The sequence below is a fragment of the Streptomyces sp. NPDC048254 genome (genome assembly GCF_043201895.1).
Taxonomy (GTDB): domain Bacteria; phylum Actinomycetota; class Actinomycetes; order Streptomycetales; family Streptomycetaceae; genus Streptomyces.
Genome location: NZ_JBICZJ010000002.1, coordinates 763,027 through 782,838, shown reverse-complemented (window position 1 = coordinate 782,838; position 19,812 = coordinate 763,027). Strand labels below are relative to the sequence as shown.

Sequence of the window (19,812 nt, the reverse complement as noted above, 5' to 3'; positions counted from 1 at the left end):
ACAACCCGCGCGGTGCGCGTTAGGTCTCCGCCTCGCCCTCGGGCGGCGCTTGGGGCAGACTGTGCGCCCCCGCATCTGCACCCTGATGCCCTCGTGTGTCGGTGGGGCATGCCACCATCGTGCGGGCGGTGACTGGTGATACGAGATCAAGAAGAGACGACCGAGCAGCAGGGCGTGCACGCCGACGGAGCGGCGGGCACCTCTGACGCCGCCGCACGCCCGGACGCGGCGGAATCCGGCACCGCATCCCCGGAATCCGCGCGCGCGGACGTCGTGGACCCGGACGCCGGACCCCCGGCCCCCGCTGCCGACCCCGACGCCTCCGAGGCGGAACACGTGCCGGACGAGATCCACACGGACGAGGTGGAGGGCGACGAACCGCTGCTCCCCGCGCGCGTGCACCGCCCCTCCGACCTCATGCGCCTCCTGGTCGGCGTGCTCGCCATCGCCCTGCTGCTCGGCATCGCCGCGTTCGCGCACGGCACCACCTCCGGGCTCGAACAGGACATCAACAAGGGCACCGGGCAGGCTCCCGACCTGCTGATCAAGATCGCGGGGCTGGCCTCCAGCATCGCGATCCTGCTGGTGCCGGTCGCGTTCGCGATCGAGCGCCTCATCAAGCGGGACGGGCTGCGCATCGCCGACGGCGTGCTCGCGGCCGTCCTCGCCCACGGAGTGACCCTCGCCACCGACCTGTGGGTCGCCCGGGCCGCCCCGGGCTCCATCCAGGAGGCGCTCACCCAGCCCTCCCCCGGCGACATCCACGCCCTCACCGACCCGGTGCACGGCTATCTCGCGCCCGTCATCGCCTATATGACGGCCGTCGGCATGTCCCGGCGGCCGAGATGGCGCGCGGTCCTGTGGATCGTGCTGATGCTCGACGCGTTCTCCATGCTCGTCACCGGCTACACGACACCGTTCTCGATCATCCTCACGGTGCTGATCGGCTGGACCGTCGCCTACGGCACGCTCTACGCGGTCGGCTCCCCCAACGTCCGCCCCACCGGCCGGACCCTGCTGGCGGGCCTGCGGCACGTCGGCTTCCACCCCGTCGGCGCGGCCCGCGAGGAAGCCCTGGACACCGAGAACGGCGACCGGGGCCGGCGCTACTTCGTCACCCTGGAGGACGGCCCGCCGCTGGACGTCACGGTCGTCGACCGGGAACAGCAGGCCCAGGGCTTCTTCTACCGCGCGTGGCGCAACCTGACCCTGCGCGGCTTCGCCACCCGCTCCAGCCTCCAGTCGCTGCGCCAGGCCCTGGAGCAGGAGGCGCTGCTGGCGTACGCGGCGATCGCGGCCGGTGCCAACGCGCCCAAGCTGATCGCCACCTCCGAGCTGGGCCCGGATGCCGTGATGCTCGTCTACGAGCACACCGGCGGCCGCACCCTCGACTCGCTGGCCGACGAGGAGATCACCGACGAACTGCTGCGCAACACCTGGCACCAGGTGCAGGCGTTGCAGTCACGCCGGATCGCGCACCGCAGGCTCGCGGGTGACGCCATCCTGGTGGATCGTTCCGGCACGGTGATCCTCACGGACCTGCGCGGCGGCGAGATCGCGGCCGGCGAGCTGCTGCTGCGCATGGACGTCGCCCAGCTGGTCACCACGCTCGGTCTGCGGGTCGGCGCCGAGCGGGCGGTGGCCTCGGCGGTCGGGGTCCTCGGGCCCGACGCCGTCGCCGACTGCCTGCCGATGCTCCAGCCGATCGCGCTCACCCGCTCCACGCGCGCGACGCTGCGAAGACTGGCCAGAGAGCGCGCCGAGCGCGAACGCGACGCGGTCCTGGAGGCGTCCCGGCAGGCCAAGCAGGCCCGCGCGGAGGAGGCCGAGAAGCCCGACAAGAAGACAGTGCGCGCCGAGCAGCGGGCCGAGAAGCGGGCCCTGGACGACGCGCTGGAAGAGGCCCGCGAGGAGGACCTGCTCACCCAGATCCGGCACCAGGTGCTGAAGATCAGGCCGCAGGCGCCCGTCGAGCCGGCCCGCCTGGAGCGGGTGCGGCCGCGCACGCTGATCAGCCTCATCGCCGGCGCGATCGGCGCGTACTACCTGCTGACCCAGCTCACCCACATCGAGTTCGGCCCCCTGGTCGCGAACGCCCAGTGGGGCTGGGTGATCGCCGCGGTGCTGTTCTCGGCGGTCAGCTATGTCGCCGCCGCGATGGCGCTGCTCGGGTTCGTGCCCGAGCGGGTGCCGTTCGTGCGGACCGTGGCTGCGCAGGTCGCCGGGTCGTTCGTGAAGATCGTGGCGCCCGCGGCGGTCGGCGGCGTCGCCCTCAACACGCGCTTCCTGCAACGCGCGGGCGTGCGCCCGGGACTCGCGGTGGCCAGCGTCGGCGCCTCGCAGTTGTTCGGGCTCGGCTGTCACATCCTGATGCTGCTGTCCTTCGGCTATCTGACCGGCACCGAGAAGACCCCGTCGCTGTCGCCGTCCCGCACCGTCATCGCGGGTCTGCTGACCGTCGCCGTACTGGTTCTCGTGGTGACCTCGGTGCCGTTCCTGCGGAAATTCGTCTCCACGCGCGTGCGGTCGCTTTTCGCGGGCGTCGTGCCGCGCATGCTGGACGTGCTCCAGCGGCCGCAGAAGCTCGTCACCGGCATCGGCGGCATGCTGCTGCTGACCGCCTGCTTCGTGATGTGCCTGGACGCCTCCATCCGCGCGTTCGGCGACGAGTCGACCTCGCTCAGCATCGCCAGCGTCGCCGTCGTCTTCCTCGCCGGAAACGCGCTCGGCTCCGCGGCGCCGACCCCGGGCGGTGTCGGCGCGGTCGAGGCGACCCTGACCGTCGGCCTGATCGCCGTCGGCCTCCCCAAGGAGGTCGCGGCCCCCGCCGTCCTGCTGTACCGGCTGCTGACCCTGTGGCTGCCGGTCCTGCCCGGCTGGCTGGCCTTCAACCACCTGTCCCGCAAGGGAGCGCTCTAGACACGGCGCCGGGGCCGCGGGCGCGAGGCGCTCCGGCTCGCACGGGACGCGCCACGGCCGAACCGGGGCCGTACCTCGTACGGCTCGCGCCCCGCGCGCGTCACCGCGCGCGACCCCAGGATGGGAGCATGCCGAACCCCTTCCGGATCCATGTCGCCGCCCTGAGCGCCGCCCTGGCGCTGTCCAGCCTGCTGACCGGATGCAGCGACGGCGCCGCCAAGGGCGGGGATCTGACGGCACAGAAGCTGGACTGGAAGGCCTGCCCGGCCCCCGACGAGGCCGAGGGCGGCGGTGGCACCCCCTCGCCACTGCCCGGTGGCGGCGCCTGGCAGTGCGCCACCATGAAGGCGCCGCTGGACTGGTCGAAGCCGAAGGGCGCCACCATCGGCCTGGCGCTGATCCGGGCCAAGGCCAGTGGCGAAGCGAGCAAACGGATCGGCTCCCTGATCTTCAACTTCGGCGGGCCGGGCGGCAGTGGCATCACCACGCTCCCCGCGTTCGCCGAGGACTACGCGGCCCTGCGCTCCCGCTACGACCTCGTCAGCTTCGACCCGCGTGGAGTCGGCCGCAGCGACCCCGTCGAGTGCGAGAACGACGAACAGCTCGACAACTACTTCCAGCAGGACGCGACGCCCGAGACCAGCGCCGAGCGCACCCAGCTGATCAACCGCACCAAGCAGTTCAACGCCGCCTGCGAGAAGAACTCCAAGTCGATCCTGCCGCATGTACGCACCACCGACGCGGCCCGCGACATGGACCTCATGCGCCAGGTCCTCGGCGACCGGCAGCTGCACTACTTCGGCATCTCCTACGGCACCGAACTCGGCGGCGTCTACGCCCACCTGTTCCCGAAGAACGTGGGCCGGGCCGTCCTCGACGGCGTCATCGACCCCACCCAGGACCCCGAGCAGAGCTCGCTGGGGCAGGCCAAGGGCTTCCAGCTCGCGCTCGACAACTTCGCCGAGGACTGCACGTCCAAGAAGACCGAGTGCCCGATCGGCGACACCCCGCAGGACGTGAAGGACCGTATCGCCAAGCTCCTCGTAGACCTCGACAAGAAGCCGATCCCCGGCATCCTCCCCCGCCAGCTGACCCAGACCGCCGCCACCAACGGCATCGCGCAGTCCCTGTACTCCAAGGACTTCTGGGAGTACCTCACCGAGGGGCTCGAAGAAGCGTACGACGGCGACGGGAAGATCCTGATGCTGCTGTCCGACTCGATGAACGGCCGCAGCCAGAACGGCGAGTACAGCAACATCACGGCGGCGAACATCGCCATCAACTGCGCCGACGAGAAGCCGCGGTACAGCGCCGACTACGTCCAGCAGAAACTGCCCGAGTTCCGTGCCGCCTCCCCGCTGTTCGGCGACTACCTCGCGTGGGGCATGGTCAGTTGCACGAGCTGGGCGGTGCCGGGCGCCGCCGACCATCCCGACGTCAGCGCACCCGGGTCGGCACCGATCCTGGTCGTGGGGAACACGGGCGATCCGGCCACGCCGTACGAGGGCGCGAAGAAGATGGTGGAGTCGCTGGGGAAGGGCGTCGGGGTGGAGCTGACGTACCGGGGGCAGGGGCACGGGGCCTACGACAGCAAGAACAAGTGCGTGCAGTCGGACGTGAACGGCTACTTGCTGGAGGGGAAGGTACCGAAGGCCGGCACGGTCTGTTCGTGAGCGCGGGGGCGTTAAGAAACCGCAGGTCAAAAGGTTATCCACAGGCTGGAACGGCCTTGCCTCGATCCGCCTACTATGACCTGACCGCTTTCCGCGACGAACCTGCGGAGAGCCTGTGAGGGGGGTGTGCGCGCATGTTGCGTTTTGTACGGTGGGCGGCCGCTGTTGCCGCCGGGTTGCTCGTGGCCGGGTGTGGTGGTGGGTCGTCCGGCGGGGGCGGGGACGAAGGAAAGACACGGTCCGAACAGCCGTCGCCCTCTTCCGCCGCCTCCGGCGCTCTGCCCTCCTCCCTCACCTCCCAGAAGCTCGACTGGGGCCGCTGCAAGGCCACTTCGGACTCCGCCGCGCCCGGTGGCGAGTGGCGGTGCGCGACACTCAAGGTGCCGCTGGACTGGGCGAAGCCGGACGGGAAGACCATAGGGCTGGCGCTGATCCGGGCGCAGGCGAGCGGGGGTTCGGGCCAGCGGATCGGTTCCTTGTTGTTCAATTTCGGCGGCCCGGGCGGCTCGGGCGTCTCGATGATGCCGTACTACGCCACCACCGTCTCCACCCTGCGCGAGCGGTACGACCTGGTGAGCTGGGATCCGCGCGGGGTGGGCGCCAGTGAGGGGATCCGCTGCCGCAGCGACAAGGACATGCGGTCCGCCGAGTCGATCGACGCCACCCCGGACACGGCGGCGGAGGAGACCGCGTACTTCCAGGACGCCGCCGCCTTCGGCAAGGGCTGCGAGACGGCGGCCGGCGAGCTGATCGCGCATGTCTCGACGACCGACACGGCCCGGGACATGGACCTGATGCGCCAGGTGCTCGGTGATACGAAGATGCACTACTTCGGCATCTCGTACGGCACCGAACTCGGCGGCGTCTACGCCCACCTGTTCCCGAAGAAGGTGGGGCGGCTGATCCTGGACGCGGTGGTCGACCCGGCCGCGGACTCGGTCGGACACGCGAAGAACCAGGCCCAGGGCTTCCAGCGGGCGCTGGACGACTACCTCAAGTCCACCGGGCAGGACCCGGAGCAGGGTTCGCAGAAGATCGTGGACCTGCTGGACAAGCTCGACACCGAGCCGCTCGCGACCTCCTCCGGGCGGAAGCTGACCCAGACCCTCGCGGTCACCGGCATCGTCCTGCCGCTGTACAGCCAGGACAGCTGGCCGACGCTGACCAGCGCGCTCCAGGCAGCCGAGGACGGCGACGGCTCGGAGCTGCTGTCGCTCGCGGACCAGTACAACGAACGTGACACCTCGGGGCACTACGGCACGACCGCCCACTCCCAGCGGGTCATATCGTGCCTGGACGACAAGCAGCGGCCCACGCTCGCCCAGACGAAGCGGCTGCTGCCCGAGTTCGAGAAGATCTCGCCCGTCTTCGGCGACTTCCTGGGCTGGGACACGGCCGGCTGGTGCCACGACTGGCCGGTGGCCGGGGAGTACGACACCCCGGAGGTGAGCGCCCCGGGCTCGGCCCCGATCCTGCTGGTCGGCAACACGGGCGACCCGGCGACCCCGTACGAGGGCGCCCGGAGAATGGCCGACGAACTGGGCAAGGGCGTCGGCATCGAGCTGACCTGGAAGGGCGAGGGCCACAGCGCGTACGGCCGCGGGAGCGACTGCGTGGACTCGGCGGTGAACGGCTATCTGCTGAACGGCACGGTCCCGAAGGACGGCAAGGTCTGCTCATGACGAAGGCGGGGGCTCCGGGTGCCTGCCGCACCCGAAGCCCCCGCCCGCCGCGGAGACAGTCCTCAGTAGACCGGCTTCTCCGGCTCGATCTGGTTGACCCAGCCGATCACGCCGCCGCCGACGTGAACGGCGTCCGCGAAGCCCGCGGACTTCAGGACCGCGAGGACTTCCGCGCTGCGGACACCCGTCTTGCAGTGCAGGACGATCTTCTTGTCCTGGGGCAGCCCCTCCAGGGCGGTGCCGAGCAGGAACTCGTTCTTCGGGATCAGCTTGGCGCCCGGGATGGAGACGATCTCGTACTCGTTCGGCTCGCGGACGTCGATGATCTCGATGTTCTCGCCGTCGTCGATCCACTCCTTGAGCTGCTTGGGAGTGATCGTCGAGCCGGCCGCCGCCTGCTGGGCCTCCTCGGAGACGACGCCGCAGAAGGCCTCGTAGTCGATGAGCTCGGTGACGGTCGGGTTCTCGCCGCAGACCGCGCAGTTCGGGTCCTTGCGGACCTTGACCTGGCGGTACTGCATCTCCAGGGCGTCGTAGATCATCAGGCGGCCGACGAGGGGCTCACCGGTGCCGGTGAGGACCTTGATGGCCTCGGTGACCTGGATGGAGCCGATGGACGCGCACAGCACGCCCAGCACGCCGCCCTCGGCGCAGGAGGGGACCATTCCCGGCGGCGGGGGCTCCGGGTAGAGGCAGCGGTAGCAGGGGCCGTACTCGGACCAGAAGACCGAGGCCTGGCCGTCGAAGCGGTAGATCGAACCCCAGACGTACGGCTTGTTGAGCAGCACGCAGGCGTCGTTGACCAGGTAGCGGGTGGCGAAGTTGTCCGTGCCGTCGACGATCAGGTCGTACTGGCTGAAGATGTCCATCACGTTCTCGGCTTCGAGCCGCTCTTCGTGAAGGACCACGTTCACGTACGGGTTGATGCCGAGGACGGAGTCACGGGCGGACTCGGCCTTGGAGCGGCCGATGTCGGCCTGGCTGTGGATGATCTGGCGCTGCAGGTTCGACTCGTCGACCTCGTCGAACTCCACGATGCCGAGGGTGCCGACACCGGCCGCGGCGAGGTACATCAGCGCCGGCGAACCCAGGCCGCCGGCGCCCACACAGAGCACCTTGGCGTTCTTCAGCCGCTTCTGCCCGTCCATCCCGACATCGGGGATGATCAGGTGGCGGGAGTACCTGCGGACCTCGTCTACGGTGAGCTCAGAGGCTGGCTCGACCAGGGGTGGCAGCGACACGGGGACTCCGTTGGTCGGTCAATCACTACAGATGTTCTCCCTGTAACACTGCCATGGCCATCTTCATTCCGAGACACCTGTCCCGACCCGCGAGACGATCTCGTCCCAGTAGCCGGGCATGTTCTCCCAGGGGTCCACTCGACCGCCGTGATCTGTGCGGTCGGTGAAGTAGATGGTGGCGGCGCCCTGCCAGCGGGCGATGCGCAGTGCCTCGTCGAGGTGGCCGCGCGGCACGCCGTGCACGAAGTGGCAGAAGCGGTCCGGTGGATAGTCCGCGGTCCACTCGGCGACGTGGGACCAGCGGTAGTCGCTCCAGGGACCGGCGAAGGTCACCAGCTGGTCGGCGTTCTCGGCGTAGCCCGGGTGGGGGTGGGTGCCGTGGCCGAGGACTATGTGGGGAGCGTCACCGATGGTGCGGAGCGTGGCGACCGCACGGCGGATCTCGGGCAGCGCGGTGCGCTCGCCTGGGCAGCGGTCCAGCAGGAAGCCGTCGACGCGGTACCAGTCGTGATAGCGGCGGGCGTCGGAGATCAGGTCGCCGCGCGGGCGGGCGCCGTAGGTGGTGTCCAGGTGGCCGAGGACGCGGACGCCCGCGTTGCGGAGCCGGCCGGCGGCCTCCAGGCAGTGCGGGTCGGGGCGGCTGCCGGGGCCGTTCGCCACGTCGAGGACGACCCAGTGCAGGGGGGTGCCCGGGCGCGTGAGTTCGGCCCACTGCGCCGGGGCGAGGAGGGGGTGGGCGTAGCCCGGGATGCCGAAGGCGGTGCGGACGCCGGTGGTCGCGGCGCCCGCCCTGGTACTGGTCAGATGCGGCATGCCGCCTCCATCCAGATGTCGGCGAGGGATTCTTCGAGGTTGATCCGGGGCCGCCAGCCGAGCCGGTCGCGGGCGCAGCGCACGTCGGCCTGCTGCCAGCTGCCGCAGCCGTCCGGGTACGGATACGCGACCGGGGCCGCGTGGTCGGGGTCCAGCCGGGGGTGGCCGATGGGGCTGCGCAACGGTCCGGGCGGGCCGTCGAGTTCGTGCAGGGCGCCGCCGTATCCGGCGACCCGGGCGAGGACGGCGGCGGCGTCGCGCAGCCGGACGGCGCGGCCGGAGCCGATGTTGATGACGCCCTGGGCGGCGGAGAGCGAGGCCGCGTGGACCGCGCGGGCGACGTCGCGTACGTCGACGAAGTCGCGCTGGACGCCGAGGCCGCCGAGTTTGAGTTCGCCGTCGCCGGACTGCATGGCGCGGCGCATGGCTTCGGCGAGGCGGCCGAGCGGGGAGCCGGCCGGGGTGCCGGGCCCGGCGGGCGAGAAGACGCGCAGGACGACCGCGTCCAGGCCGGATCCCAGGACCAGTTCGGTGGCGGCGAGCTTGCTGACGCCGTACGGGCCGCCGGGGCGCGGTACGGCGTCCTCGGCCGTGGAGGAGCCGGGCTGGCTCGGGCCGTACTCGGCGCTGCAGCCGATCTGCACCAGGCGGGCACCGCAGCCGCTGCGGCGCAGGGCCTCGCAGACGGTGGCGACGGCGACGGTGTTGTGCCGGGTGAGTTCCCGGGCACCGCCGCGGGTGGCGCCGGCGCAGTTCACGATGACGCCCGGGTGGACCGCGTCGAGGAAGCGGGTGAGCGCACCGGGGCTGCCGGTGGCGAGGTCGAAGCGGACGTCGGCGTCGTCACCGCGGCCGAGCGCGGTGAGCTGGACGGCCGGGTCGGCGAGCAGCCGGTCGGCGACGAAGCGGCCGAGGTATCCGTTGGCTCCGATCAGCAGAACCCTCATCGCATGGCTCCCGGGGTGTGCGCTCCGGCGACTCCGGTGGTTCCGGACGCTCCGGGTCCGGGTCGGGCGGTGGTCATGTGGCGGTCTCCTTCAAGGGGTGGTGCGGTTGCCTCCGGCGGGGTGCCGGGCGCCTGCCGCCGCGACGGCACGGTGCGGCAGGCGAAGAGAACGGCGGCTCTGCTCACTCCGGGTCCCCCGTCGGCGCGTGGGCCGAGGCCCGGGTGAGGGTGCGGGTCGCCTGGAACAGCAGCGCCAGGGCTGCGGCACCGCAGACGAGTGCCGGGACGCTGCCCGCGCCCCACGCGCCGGCCAGGGCGTCGACGGGGGCCGCGAGGAAGGCGCAGCCGGGCAGCCGGCCGGCCAGGACCAGGCCCACGGCGGCCGCTTCGGTGGCGGCGGCGAGGGCGAGAGTGGGGCCCTGCGGCACGTTGTGGACGGCGAGGAGGCGGGCGAGCAGGAGCATGACGCCGAGGGTGAGGCCCTCCGGGTAGCGGGCGGGCTCGCCCAGGGCGGCGCCGCACAGGGCGAGCAGGGCGGTGAGGACACCCAGGTAGAGGGCGAACGTGCCGAGCAGCAGCGGCTGTACGGCCCCGGCGAACTCCTCCAGGCCCCGGCTGCCCGTGAGCCTGCGACGGGCGCCCGCCGTGAAGAGGTGGGCACTCCAGGCGGCCGGGGCGCAGGCCAGGGTGAGAGCGAGGACGGGCGCGCTGGCCACCGGCCAGAGGCCGTGCGCGGCGCCGGTCGGAAGGCCGTCGGGGCCGCCGTCCAGGACGGCGCGCAGGAGGCCGTTGCCGAGGAGGGCGTAGGCGAGGAGCCAGCAGGTCCACACCCGCGTGCCGGTCAGGGTGTGCCGGGCGAGGGTGCCGGTGGGCACGGCCAAGGGGCCGCGGCGCAGGGCCAGGCCTGCGGCCAGGGCGAGGGCGAGCGCGCCGGCGGCCGCCGTCAGGAGGCGCGGGCGCCCCTCGGTGAGCCGTACGCCGGTCACGACCGCCACGCCGACCGCGCCCGGCAGAAGCGTGAGCAGCGCCCAGTCGGCGCGCACGCGGGGCGCGGGCGCCGGTTCCGGGCACGGGCGCCGGTCGCCGTCGCGGGGCACGCGTGCGTAGAGCTCCTCGGCGAGTGAGAAGACATCACGGTGCCGGAAGCGGGCGGCGGTCCGGTCGGTGACGCCGTGCGCTTCGAGGCCGGCCGCGATCTCCAGTGGGTCGACGGCCTGCTCGCAGAGCGCGCGGTGGCGGTGCATCAGCGCTTTCACGGGGTCGGCGACGCCTCGGCGTGGGCCGGAGCCACGGCGGCCCGCGGTGTCCCGGGCGGTCCGCGTGGAGCCCCTGCCGGACACCGCGGCCGAGCCTGGCGACCCTGTCCCGGACAGGGCGTCTGCCGAGCCACTTTCCGCCATGCCCAGGAGCCATTCCTCCGACCGTGCGTCCCAGGCGTCGGCCCCACCGGGGGACCCGGGCCGGTCGAGCTCCCCCGGACCGGCGGTCACGGCGCCGTCCTCGTCGCCGTTCACAGGGCGCCCTCCGTGGCCGCGAGCGGCGTGGTCGGTACCGGGGTCGGCCCCAGGGGGGCGCCCAGATCCCAGCCGGGCCCGCCCCGGCTCACGACGCGGGCCGTGGGGCCGGTCCAGCGGCCGGGGACATGGGCCTCGGCCGGAGCTGCGAACGGCAGCGGCTCCCCGGCCTCGTCGAGGACGACCCGGCGCACTGGGCAGTGCGAGACGATCTCCAGGTAAATGCTGTGAAATGCCGCGATGTTCTGCTCGACGGTGAACAGTTCGAGCGCCCGGGCGCGTGCGGCGGCTCCGAGGCGCTCACGGCGCTCGGGGTCGCGCAGCAGCGCCACGCACGCCTCCGCGAGCGCCCGCGGATTGCGCGGAGGTACGACGAGACCGGTGCCGCCGATGACCTCCACCACGGCGCCGACGTCGGTGGAGACGGTCGCGCGGGCGCAGAGCATCGCCTCGACCAGGCCGACCGGGAAGCCCTCGACGACGCTGGAGAGGACGACGACCGATCCGGACGCGTAGGCGTCGGCTAGGGTCGGTGCCTCCGGGCCGCCGATCTCCTCGAAGGCGACCGGGTTGTCGCCGACGGCGTGCACTCCGTCGGCCTCGTCCGGGAAGAGCTGGGCGGCGAGCGCCTTGCAGTGGCCCAGATAGGCCCGGCCCTCCGGTCCCGTCGGGGCGCCCACGACCCGCAGCCGTGCCTTGGGCTCCTCCTTGCGGACCTCCGCGAAGGCGTGCAGCAGCGACACCAGGTCCTTGGACGGCTCTGTCCGGCCGACCCACACCAGCGTGTCCGGGTCGGCCCGGTCGGGTGCCTCGCCGACCTCGGCGAAGCGGCCGGCCTCCATGCCCGGGTGGACGGTGCGGATGCGGGAGCGGTCGGCGCCGCAGCGCTCCTGCCAGCGGCGGGCGTGCGCGTTGCCGGGGGTGATGATCGCGGCGCGGCCGTAGGCCTCGGCGGCGAGCCGCCCGTGGAAGGCGGCGAGCAGGGCGCGCACGGCCGGGGCGGCCGTGTCGGGGCCGGAGGCGAGGTAGTGCGAGCGCAGTTGCACGCCGTACTCGGTGACCAGCAGCGGCACGTCGGAGAAGTGGCGGGCGAGCAGGCCCGGCAGGGCGGCCGGCCCGCCGGCGGTGGCATGGCAGAGGTCGGCGGCGCCGAGGCCGTCGTCGCCGTACCAGTCGAGCGAGAGGGGGCGCAGGGCGCGTTCGAGGTGTGCGGCGACGGCGAGCAGATCCGGCACACGCGCCTCGCGCGCCGTACCGAGTGCGCCGGGTGCGCGGCAGGCACGCTCCAGCGTGCGCATGGCGCTGTCGGAGCGCAGTGCGCCGACCAGTCCGCCCTCGTCACGGGCGAGTTCGGCGAGTCCGTAGAGCGCGCTGCCGAAACGGTCCGCCAGATGGCCGGGTCCTGCACCGGAACCGTCCGCACCGTGTGCCGCGCCGTCCGGGCCCGGATCGGCCGGGCCGCCGATGCCCGGACCGGCGCACAGCACCGCCGCCAGTTCCCCGTAGCTCTCGACGAAGCGCCGGCGCGCGCGCCGGCCGTACGCGACCCCGTCGTCCTCGACGGTCCACAGGGGAGCCGTCCGTACCCGGCTGATGTGCGGCGGCAGCGGCAACCATCCCTCGTCCTCCTGGCGCCTGCTGCGGCTGAGCGCGTAGAGGTCGAACTCGTGCTGCCCGAGCCCGCGCACGAGCCGGTCGCACCAGAGCCTGGCGTCACCGCTCACATACGGATAGCCACCCTCCGTAAGCAGTCCGATGCGCACGTGTGCACCCCCGATCGATCTCCCGTATAGGGGAGCCACCGTTGCCTCGGTGGCTCGCAGCGGGACGAACGTATGCGGACAAGGCGGTGGCGCGACGGACGGTTGTCCATCGCGCCACCAAAAGGGGTGAACGGTCGTAACTTTCCCGTGCGGCTCGCGTTCGGTCGCGCTAAGAGATCGATCGACAGCGAAACGTCACATCAGGAGGCCCCCAGGAGCTGCTGAAACGTCACGCCGACGCCAGTTCCCGCCGGGCCGCCCGCCGCCGGGCCGCGACCTCGGGGTCGAGGGCGGGTACGGCGGCCAGCAGTTGCCGGGTGTACGGGTCCTGGGGGTGGTCGTAGACCTCGTCGGCGGGTCCGGTCTCGACGATCCGGCCGCGGCGCATGACCGCGACCCGGTCACTGACCTGGCGGACGACGGCGAGGTCGTGGGCGACGAAGACGAGCGCCAGGCCGAGTTCGCGCTGGAGCTCGCCGAGCAGGGCGACGACCTGTGCCTGGGTGGTGACGTCCAGCGCGGAGACCGGCTCGTCGCAGACGATGACGCGCGGGTCGGCCGCGAGCGCCCGCGCGATGCCCACGCGCTGGCGCTGACCACCGCTGAACTCGTGCGGATAGCGCTCGTAGTGCGCCGCTTCGAGCCCCACACGCTCCAGCAGTTCGATCACGCGCCCCCGGATGTGCCCCTGATCCCTCCCCATGCCACGCGCGCGTAGCGGATCGGCTATCGACTCACCCACGCTGCGCCGGGGGTTGAGGGACGACACCGGGTCCTGGAACACCATCTGGACGGCCGGCCGCACGCCCACGCGCGCGTGCCCCTCGTAACGGACCTCCCCCGCCGTCGGCTCCAGCAGCCCGACCAGCATCCGGCCGAGCGTCGTCTTGCCGCTGCCGCTCTCGCCGACGATGCCGAGGGTCTCGCCCCGGTGGACGGTCAGCGACACGTCGTCCACGGCCGCGAACGCCCTCTTGCCGCGCCCGAATTCACGCCGCAGGCCGGACGCCTCCAGCACGGCCTCCTGGGTCGCCTGTGAGGGCGCGCGCACCGCGTCCACGCGCGGGACGGCGGAGAGCAGTTCGCGCGTGTACGGCTGCGCGGGCGCCCCGAGCACGGCGGCGACCGGGCCCTGCTCGACCACACGTCCGTGCCGCATGACGAGCACCTGGTCGACGCTCTCGGCGGCCACGCCCACGTCGTGGGTGACGAGCAGCAGGCCCATGCCGGTCTCCTCGCGCAGCGTGTGCAGCAGGTCGAGGATCTGGGCCTGGACGGTCACGTCGAGGGCGGTGGTGGGCTCGTCGGCGATCAGCAGGTCGGGCTCGCAGGCGAGCGCCATGGCGATCAGCACGCGCTGGCGCATGCCGCCGCTGAACTCGTGCGGACGCGACCGGGACCGGCGGGGCGCGTCCGGGATGCCCACCCGGTCCAGAACCTCCACGGCACGCGCGCGTGCGGCCCGTCGCGACACGCGCGTGTGCACGCGGTACACCTCGGCGATCTGGTCGCCGATCGCGTAGTACGGGTCGAGTGAGGACAGCGGGTCCTGGAAGACCATCGCCGCCTTCGCGCCGCGCAGCCGCCGCAGTTCCTCGTCGGAGGCCGCCTGTACGTCGGTGCCGGCGACCTCGATCGCGCCGCCGACCCGCGCGCCCGTGCCGCGTTGCAGACCGAGCAGGGCCGAGGCGACGGTGGACTTGCCGGAGCCGGACTCGCCGACCAGCGCGAGGGCGGCGCCCGCGGCCAGGCTGAAGGAGAGTCCGTCCACGGCCCGCAGGTCGCCGAACTCGACGGTCAGATCAGTGACTCGGACGAGACTCACGTCAGTACCACCCGTCGGTCGGCCACCGCGTACAGCACGTCCGCGACGGCGTTGGCGATGACCACGAAGAAGCCGATGACCAGGACCATTCCGACGACGACGGGCAGGTCGACCACGTTGACGGCGTGGACGAGCTCCTGGCCGATGCCGGGCAGTCCGAACAGCGTCTCGGTGAGCACCGCGCCGCCCACGGCAGAGCCGACGTTGTTGGCGTTCAGCGCGATGACCGGCGCGAGCGCCCCGCGCAGGGCGTGCCGTCCGACGATCGCCCGCTCCTCGACGCCGTACGCGCGGAAGGTGCGGATGTGGTCCTCGGCCAGCGTCTCCAGCATCGACGACCGGGTCAGCCGGGCGAACGAGGCGGCCTCGATGAGGGCCAGGGACAGCCATGGCAGCAGCAGGTTCCACGCCCATTGTTCGGGGTCGTCGGTGAAGTTGACGTACTGCGGGAAGGGCAGCAGTCGCAGTTCGCCGCAGACGACGATCATCAGCACGAGGCCGATGACGAAGACCGGGGTGGCCCAGCCCGCCAGCGTGAGGGCGGTCAGGACGCGTTCGGTGAACCGGCCGCGCCGCCAGGCGGAGAGCACGCCGGTGCCGACGCCCAGGAGGAGCCAGAGCACCATCGCGCCGAGGACGAGCGAGAGGCTGACCGGGAGCTTGGTGAGGATGATGCTCAGCACCTGCTGGTCGGTCTGGTAGGAGAGTCCGAGGCAGGGCGCCGAGCAGTGCTCCACGGAGGTGCCGGTCGAGTAGTCCTGGCCGGCGAGCAGGCCCTCGAGGAAGTGCCAGTAGCGCACGTACAGGGGGTCGTCGAGGCGCAGTTGCTGGGCCACCTGGTGCACCTGTTCCGGGGAGCAGCGCGGGCCGCAGGTGATCTGCGCGACGTTGCCGGGGGTGGCGTAGAAGACCACGTAGACGATCACCGAGATGGCCAGCAGGGTCACGACGATGCCGATGGCACGGCGGACCAGGAACCCACCGAAGCCGCTCATGCGGACCCCTCCTCGGCGGCCGCGGCGGAGCCGGTGGACCCGGCGGGCCTGTCGGAGCCGGCGGACCCGCCGGACCTCGTGGACCCGGTGGCCCTGGCCTCCCGCTTGCGCCCCGTGCCGATGCTCAGCCGGGACGCGGCGCGCGGGTCGAGGGCGATGCGGACGCCGTCGCCGAGGACGGTCAGCGCGAGGACGGTCACGAAGAGCGCGCCGGCCGGGAGCAGGAGGTACTGCGGGGCCGCCTGATACCAGACGTCGGCGGCGGTGAGCATCTGACCCCAGGACGGTGTCGGCGGCTTCACGCCGACACCGAGGAACGACAGGGCCGCCTCGGTGCTGATGTTGACCGGGATCAAGATGGACGCGTACGTGATGACCGGCGCGGCCAGCCCCGGCAGGAGTTCACGGCGGGCGATGCGCCAGGTGCCCCAGCCGCTGAGCCGCGCGGCGGCGACGTAGTCGAGCCCCTTCAGGGTGAGCGTCTGGGCACGCACGATCTTCGCCATGTTGCCCCAGGCGATGAACCCGATGACGAGGGTGACCAGGACGGGCCGCGGGAAGCTCTGCGGGACGATCGCGAGCAGCGCCAGCGACATGACCATCAAGGGCATCGCGACGAAGATGTCGGTGAACCGGCTCAACAGTTGATCAACCCATCCACTGCCGAGCGCGGCCGCCATCCCGATGACAAGCCCCAGGAGAACCTGGATCACGGTCGCCGCCAGCGCCACCCCCAGGGAGACCCGGGCGCCGTACACCAGGCGGGCGAAGAGGTCCCGCCCGGTCTGCGGCTCCACGCCCAGCCAGTGGTCGGCGCCGACGCCACCGAAGGAGCCGATCGGCACGCCGCCGCGCGCGGAGTCGATGAGGGACGGGTGGTAGGTCGTCGGGTCCTGGCCCTCGATCGCGGTGAGCAGGGGCGCGGCGAGCGCGACCAGGACGAGCAGCGTGACGACGGCCGCCGCGACGAGGGCGGCGCGCCGGGTGCGCAGCCGCCGCCAGAACTGACGGGCCCCCGAGGCCCCCGAGGCGATCGCCTCGGGGGCCTGGGTGGCGACAAGTGCCTCGCTCACGGCGCTACTTCACCGCGACCTGGGAGATGTCCAGGACACCGGTCCAGTCGCTGATCACGACGTTCTTGATGTCCTTGCCGACCAGTCGCTTGTAGACGGGGTGGAACAGCGGCACGGTCAGCGCCTGCCCGGCGATCTTCTTGTCCAGTGCACCCCACCGCTTGGCGGCCGCGTCGAGGTCGGTCAACTTGTTGATCGCGTCAATCTCGGCATTGACCGAAGCATCGTTGAGCAGACCCGTGTTGAAGTTCGCTCCGTCCTTGACGATCTGCCGGCCGTCGAAGATCGGGGCGAGGAAGGGACCGCCGGACGGCCAGTCGGCACCCCAGTGGGCGAGGAAGAAGCCCGGCTCGGTCTTGACGCTGTGGATCTTGTCCTTGTAGTCGTTCTCCTCCAGGCCCTCCAGCTTGACCGTGATGCCGGCCTTCTTGAGCGCGTCCTGGAGGGCGGTCGCGATCTCCGGGCTGGTCTCGAAGTCCTTGCTGTTGGAGTGGGTCAGCGTCACGGTGAGCCCGTTCGGGTAACCGGCCTCCTTCAGCAGCTCCTTGGCCTTGGCCGCGTTGCCGGCCTCGCCCGCCGGGAACAGGTCGTACGACGTGTAGCCGAAGGACTTCTGGTTCGGCAGGAAGGTGGTCGCGGCTTCGGCGAGCGCGCTGCCGCCGGCCGCGTTGATCACCGACGACCGGTCGATGGCGTACGAGATCGCCTGCCGCACCTTGGCGTTGTCGAACGGCTTGACCGTCGGGTTGAACGCGATGTAGTTCGTGTAGCCGAAGTGGCCGGTGCCGACCCGCGCGGCCAGGTCCTTGTCGCCGGTCACCTTGGCGAGTTCGGCCGGTCCGAGGTTGGTGTCCGTGGTCACGGCGGTCGCGTCCGCACCCTGGGACGCCGACAGCCGCTGGTTGATCACGGAGGAGTCGAGCCCGGAACGCACGTCGACGGTGTCCGGGTAGGCCTTGCGCTGGTCGTCGACGGCCGACGACCAGTACGTGTTGCGCTCCAGCACTAGGTGCTCACCGTCGTTCTCGTTCTTCACGACCTTGTAGGGGCCGGACGAGACCGGGTGCTCCTCGTACTTCGTGCCCGTGTCCTTGGCCTTCGGTACAGGCGTGAACTGCGTCTGGGTGGCCAGGTACGGGAACTCGCCCTCGGGCTTGTTCAGGTGGAAGACGATCGTGCGGCTGTCCGGCGTCCCGATCGCCGAGAGCCCCTTCTTGTCCTTGTACGGCCCCTGGTAGTCGGCCGCGCCCACCAGCCAGTCCCGCAGGTAGGGCGCGCCGCCGGAGAGTTCGGGGGCGAAGGAGCGCTCGATGCCGTACTTGATGTCGGCGGACGTGATCGCGGTCCCGTCCTCGTACTTGAGGCCCTTCTTCAAGGTGTACGTCCACACGGTCGCGTTCTCGCTGGGCCGCCCGGTGTCGGTGGCCAGGTCGGGGACGACCTTGGCGCCGGCCGCGCCGTTCGCGCGGTTGCGGGTGGTGAGCGTGCGGAAGACCAGGGAGGGCACGTTTCCGCCGCCGGAGGTGTAGAGGCGGGCCGGGTCGAAGTCCGACTGGGGGTCGGAGTTCAGGACCGTGAGCGTGCCGCCCTTGTGCGGCGTGGAGTCGCCACTGGAGCCCTTGGCATCGTTGTCCTTCGGCCCGCAGGCGACGGCCCCCGCTGCCACGGCCAGGCTGACGGATGCCACGGCCATGCGGCGCGCTATGGCGGACGGTTGACGCATCGGAATGACGACCTCTCGGAAGGCGAGTCTCGACCAGCGAGACAGATTGACGAGGAGTGAGACGAAAATGAGCAGACTTCTGCCCGGGCGTCAGGTCGTCGAAAGAACCGTGACCTGGTCACGGTGACAGGGAGAGATCGCGACGCGAACGCCCAGGGGGCGAGGGTCAGCGACAGTGGATGTCGGCCACGCAGAGCGCGGTCACGCCGATGAGCGCCAGCTCGATGGCGGCGCGCGCGGAGGCGTGAAGGGGCGACATGCCCAGAAATATGTATGAACTTTCTGCCCATGTCAATGTGACGTATGCGCCGCCTGTCAACTCTTCGGGAACGGCCAGGGGTTGGGCAGACAGTGGATGCCGTCGTGGTCGAGGAACTTGGTCTGCTGCTGCATGACCGGCGCCAGCTCGCCGTCCTTGTCGCAGGTCACATGGCCGTAGCCGAGCCGGTGGCCGACCTCGTGGTTGATCAGCATCTGCCGGTAGGCGTGGATCTTGTCGCCGTACGTCTTGCTGCCCTGCGCCCACCGGTACGCGTTGATCATGACGCGTTCGGTGGCGGCCGAGTCGCACGACACGTTGTCCTCGGTCGTGTCGAGGCCGGACTTGGCGCACCACTCGGCGGTGGTTCCCGGGCTGGCGAGGGTGATCACGAAGTCGGGCTTGCCGGAGTAGACGCGCTCGAAGGTACGGGCGCCGTTGTGGGCCCAGCTGCGGTCGTCGTTGAGCGTCTTCTGCACGGCCGCGGCGAACAGCTCCCCGTCCAGCCCGAGCCCCTGCTCCACGTCGACGCGGTAGGTGTACTTCTGCCCCTTGCCGGGCGCCTTGGCGACCCCCGGCACAGCGTCGAACTTGCCGGACCCGGCCAGCTTGGCGCCGAGCGGGTACTTCTTGTCCATCGCCTGCTCGTACGAGAGCGTCGCCACGCTCGGCAAGGCGGAGACGGCGGCGGACGGGGTCGTACGGCCGTTGCCGCGCGAGGCGGAACCGTCGGTGGCCCGTGCGTCGCCGGCCGCCGACCGGGACCGTACGCCGCTGTCGCCGCCGTCGGCGACCTGCCCGGCGACGATCACCGCGAGCACGGTGGTGACGGCTGCGGCCGCGACACCGGCGAAGGCCCGCCCCTTGCCGCCCTTGGGCTGCGCGGGTTCACCGGTGGGCGGCGCGTCGTCATCGCCGTCGCCGCCGTACGGCTCGGAGGCGAGCGGGGAGGTACTCGGGCCGGAGAAGGGCGGATACGTTTCCGCGCGCTGGGCACCGATGCCCGGGCGGGGCGTGAAGACGTCGGCGTCCTCGCCGAAGGCGTCGACGTAGTCCTGCCGGGGCCCACCGGGCCCGCCGCGCCGCTGCCGGGGTATCGACGGCCCGGCGGCCCCCGAGGCGGCGGTACCGGCCTGCCCGCTCACCTCACCCCAGCCACCGCCCGCCTCCCGCTGCTGGGGGTGACCGCCACGAACCCGGGGGACACCATGGGCGGGCGTCCCGTCCGGGAAGCGGGGAACACCGCGGGCCGGGGTGCCGTCGGGGTAGTGGCGTACACCGTGGGCAGGCGTACCGTCCGGGAACCGAGGCGCCCCCTGCTCGGGCACACCGCCGGGAAGGCGCGGCATCCCGCGCACGGGCGTGCCGTCCGGGAGGCGCGGGGCC

Annotated in this window: 14 protein-coding genes; 3 read left to right on the top strand and 11 right to left on the bottom strand. The window is 71.8% G+C overall.

Annotated elements, in window-relative coordinates; genetic code table 11:
- Positions 1–135 precede the first annotated feature (135 nt).
- The 3 genes from ACGFZQ_RS08890 to ACGFZQ_RS08880 all read left to right on the top strand — a co-directional run bounded on the left by ACGFZQ_RS08890 (position 136) and on the right by ACGFZQ_RS08880 (position 6,274).
- Entirely contained in the window at positions 136–2,919 is a 2,784-nt protein-coding gene (locus ACGFZQ_RS08890) for a lysylphosphatidylglycerol synthase domain-containing protein (protein ID WP_393839741.1), read from the top strand.
- A gap of 128 nt (positions 2,920–3,047) precedes the next feature.
- On the top strand, positions 3,048–4,592 hold the full coding sequence (locus tag ACGFZQ_RS08885; RefSeq protein ID WP_393839740.1) for an alpha/beta hydrolase: 1,545 nt from the start codon (positions 3,048–3,050) through the stop codon (positions 4,590–4,592).
- A gap of 134 nt (positions 4,593–4,726) precedes the next feature.
- On the top strand, positions 4,727–6,274 hold the full coding sequence (locus tag ACGFZQ_RS08880) for an alpha/beta hydrolase (protein WP_393839739.1): 1,548 nt from the start codon (positions 4,727–4,729) through the stop codon (positions 6,272–6,274).
- A gap of 62 nt (positions 6,275–6,336) precedes the next feature.
- Here ACGFZQ_RS08880 and moeZ read toward each other — a convergent pair whose 3' ends face one another.
- The 11 genes from moeZ to ACGFZQ_RS08825 form a co-directional block, all read right to left on the bottom strand.
- A complete protein-coding gene (moeZ, locus tag ACGFZQ_RS08875; protein WP_351704789.1) occupies positions 6,337–7,515 on the bottom strand; it encodes an adenylyltransferase/sulfurtransferase MoeZ in 1,179 nt (392 codons plus the stop codon).
- A gap of 63 nt (positions 7,516–7,578) precedes the next feature.
- The gene (locus ACGFZQ_RS08870; protein WP_351745504.1) at positions 7,579–8,328 is read right to left on the bottom strand and encodes a spherulation-specific family 4 protein; all 750 of its coding nucleotides are present in this window, start codon (positions 8,326–8,328) and stop codon (positions 7,579–7,581) included.
- Positions 8,316–9,275 carry an NAD-dependent epimerase/dehydratase family protein gene (locus ACGFZQ_RS08865; RefSeq protein ID WP_351745507.1) on the bottom strand — a complete coding sequence of 320 codons (960 nt, stop codon included), beginning with the start codon at positions 9,273–9,275 and terminating at the stop codon, positions 8,316–8,318. The genes ACGFZQ_RS08870 and ACGFZQ_RS08865 overlap by 13 nt, the downstream gene beginning before the upstream one ends.
- Before the next feature lie 181 nt (positions 9,276–9,456).
- The gene (locus ACGFZQ_RS08860; RefSeq protein ID WP_393839881.1) at positions 9,457–10,530 is read right to left on the bottom strand and encodes a hypothetical protein; all 1,074 of its coding nucleotides are present in this window, start codon (positions 10,528–10,530) and stop codon (positions 9,457–9,459) included.
- Positions 10,531–10,784: 254 nt separating this feature from the next.
- On the bottom strand, positions 10,785–12,551 hold the full coding sequence (locus ACGFZQ_RS08855; RefSeq protein ID WP_393839738.1) for a DUF3492 domain-containing protein: 1,767 nt from the start codon (positions 12,549–12,551) through the stop codon (positions 10,785–10,787).
- A gap of 229 nt (positions 12,552–12,780) precedes the next feature.
- Entirely contained in the window at positions 12,781–14,376 is a 1,596-nt protein-coding gene (locus ACGFZQ_RS08850) for a dipeptide ABC transporter ATP-binding protein (protein ID WP_393839737.1), read from the bottom strand.
- Positions 14,373–15,371, bottom strand: coding sequence for an ABC transporter permease (locus ACGFZQ_RS08845; protein ID WP_393839736.1), 999 nt, complete (start codon positions 15,369–15,371; stop codon positions 14,373–14,375). Before ACGFZQ_RS08845 ends, ACGFZQ_RS08850 begins: the two co-directional genes overlap by 4 nt.
- Entirely contained in the window at positions 15,368–16,444 is a 1,077-nt protein-coding gene (locus ACGFZQ_RS08840) for an ABC transporter permease (protein ID WP_393839735.1), read from the bottom strand. Before ACGFZQ_RS08840 ends, ACGFZQ_RS08845 begins: the two co-directional genes overlap by 4 nt.
- Positions 16,445–16,448: 4 nt before the next feature.
- Positions 16,449–18,167, bottom strand: coding sequence for an ABC transporter substrate-binding protein (locus tag ACGFZQ_RS08835; RefSeq protein WP_393839734.1), 1,719 nt, complete (start codon positions 18,165–18,167; stop codon positions 16,449–16,451).
- Positions 18,168–18,333: 166 nt separating this feature from the next.
- Entirely contained in the window at positions 18,334–18,426 is a 93-nt protein-coding gene (locus tag ACGFZQ_RS08830) for an Ms4533A family Cys-rich leader peptide (protein ID WP_351745526.1), read from the bottom strand.
- 56 nt (positions 18,427–18,482) lie between these two features.
- A partial coding sequence (locus ACGFZQ_RS08825; RefSeq protein ID WP_393839733.1) for a DUF3152 domain-containing protein occupies positions 18,483–19,812 on the bottom strand: 1,330 nt, incomplete at its 5' end.

Bases quoted from the DNA above. Each gene is read 5' to 3' on its own strand.
- ACGFZQ_RS08880 (WP_393839739.1), top strand. From the start codon at position 4,727: ATGTTGCGTTTTGTACGGTGGGCGGCCGCTGTTGCCGCCGGGTTGCTC.
- ACGFZQ_RS08830 (WP_351745526.1), bottom strand. From the start codon at position 18,426: ATGTCGCCCCTTCACGCCTCCGCGCGCGCCGCCATCGAGCTGGCGCTC.
- ACGFZQ_RS08865 (WP_351745507.1), bottom strand. From the start codon at position 9,275: ATGAGGGTTCTGCTGATCGGAGCCAACGGATACCTCGGCCGCTTCGTC.
- ACGFZQ_RS08885 (WP_393839740.1), top strand. From the start codon at position 3,048: ATGCCGAACCCCTTCCGGATCCATGTCGCCGCCCTGAGCGCCGCCCTG.
- ACGFZQ_RS08870 (WP_351745504.1), bottom strand. From the start codon at position 8,328: ATGCCGCATCTGACCAGTACCAGGGCGGGCGCCGCGACCACCGGCGTC.
- ACGFZQ_RS08835 (WP_393839734.1), bottom strand. From the start codon at position 18,167: ATGCGTCAACCGTCCGCCATAGCGCGCCGCATGGCCGTGGCATCCGTC.
- ACGFZQ_RS08845 (WP_393839736.1), bottom strand. From the start codon at position 15,371: ATGAGCGGCTTCGGTGGGTTCCTGGTCCGCCGTGCCATCGGCATCGTC.